Source organism: Cellulomonas carbonis (assembly GCF_014636275.1).
Lineage (GTDB): Bacteria > Actinomycetota > Actinomycetes > Actinomycetales > Cellulomonadaceae > Actinotalea > Actinotalea carbonis.
Window position 1 is genome coordinate 1 of record NZ_BMEB01000037.1, and the last position, 291, is coordinate 291.

Consider the following 291-nt stretch of genomic DNA (forward strand, 5'->3'; position numbering starts at 1 on the left):
TACTCCGGCTGGGTGTCCTCGACCGAGGACTACCTCGAGCAGATGGTCGCCGCGTGCGCGGCCGGGGACTTCACCCGCATCGGCGAGATCACCGAATCCCACGCCCTGCGCATGCACGGACTCATCCAGTCCACCGTGCCGCCGATCCGGTTCCTCAATCCGACCAGCCACGCGATCTTCGACGCCGTGGCCGAAGCCCGCGAGTCGGGGATCGAAGCCTATTCGACCGCCGATGCCGGCCCGAACGTCGCCGTCATCGTCCGCCCCCATGACGCCGAGGCGCTGGCCGAG

Annotated in this window: 1 pseudogene; it reads left to right on the forward strand. The window is 69.1% G+C overall.

Annotated features, from left to right (window positions below):
- Positions 1 to 12 precede the first annotated feature (12 nt).
- A pseudogene (locus tag IEV86_RS17555) lies at positions 13 to 291 on the forward strand (diphosphomevalonate decarboxylase); the annotation flags it as partial.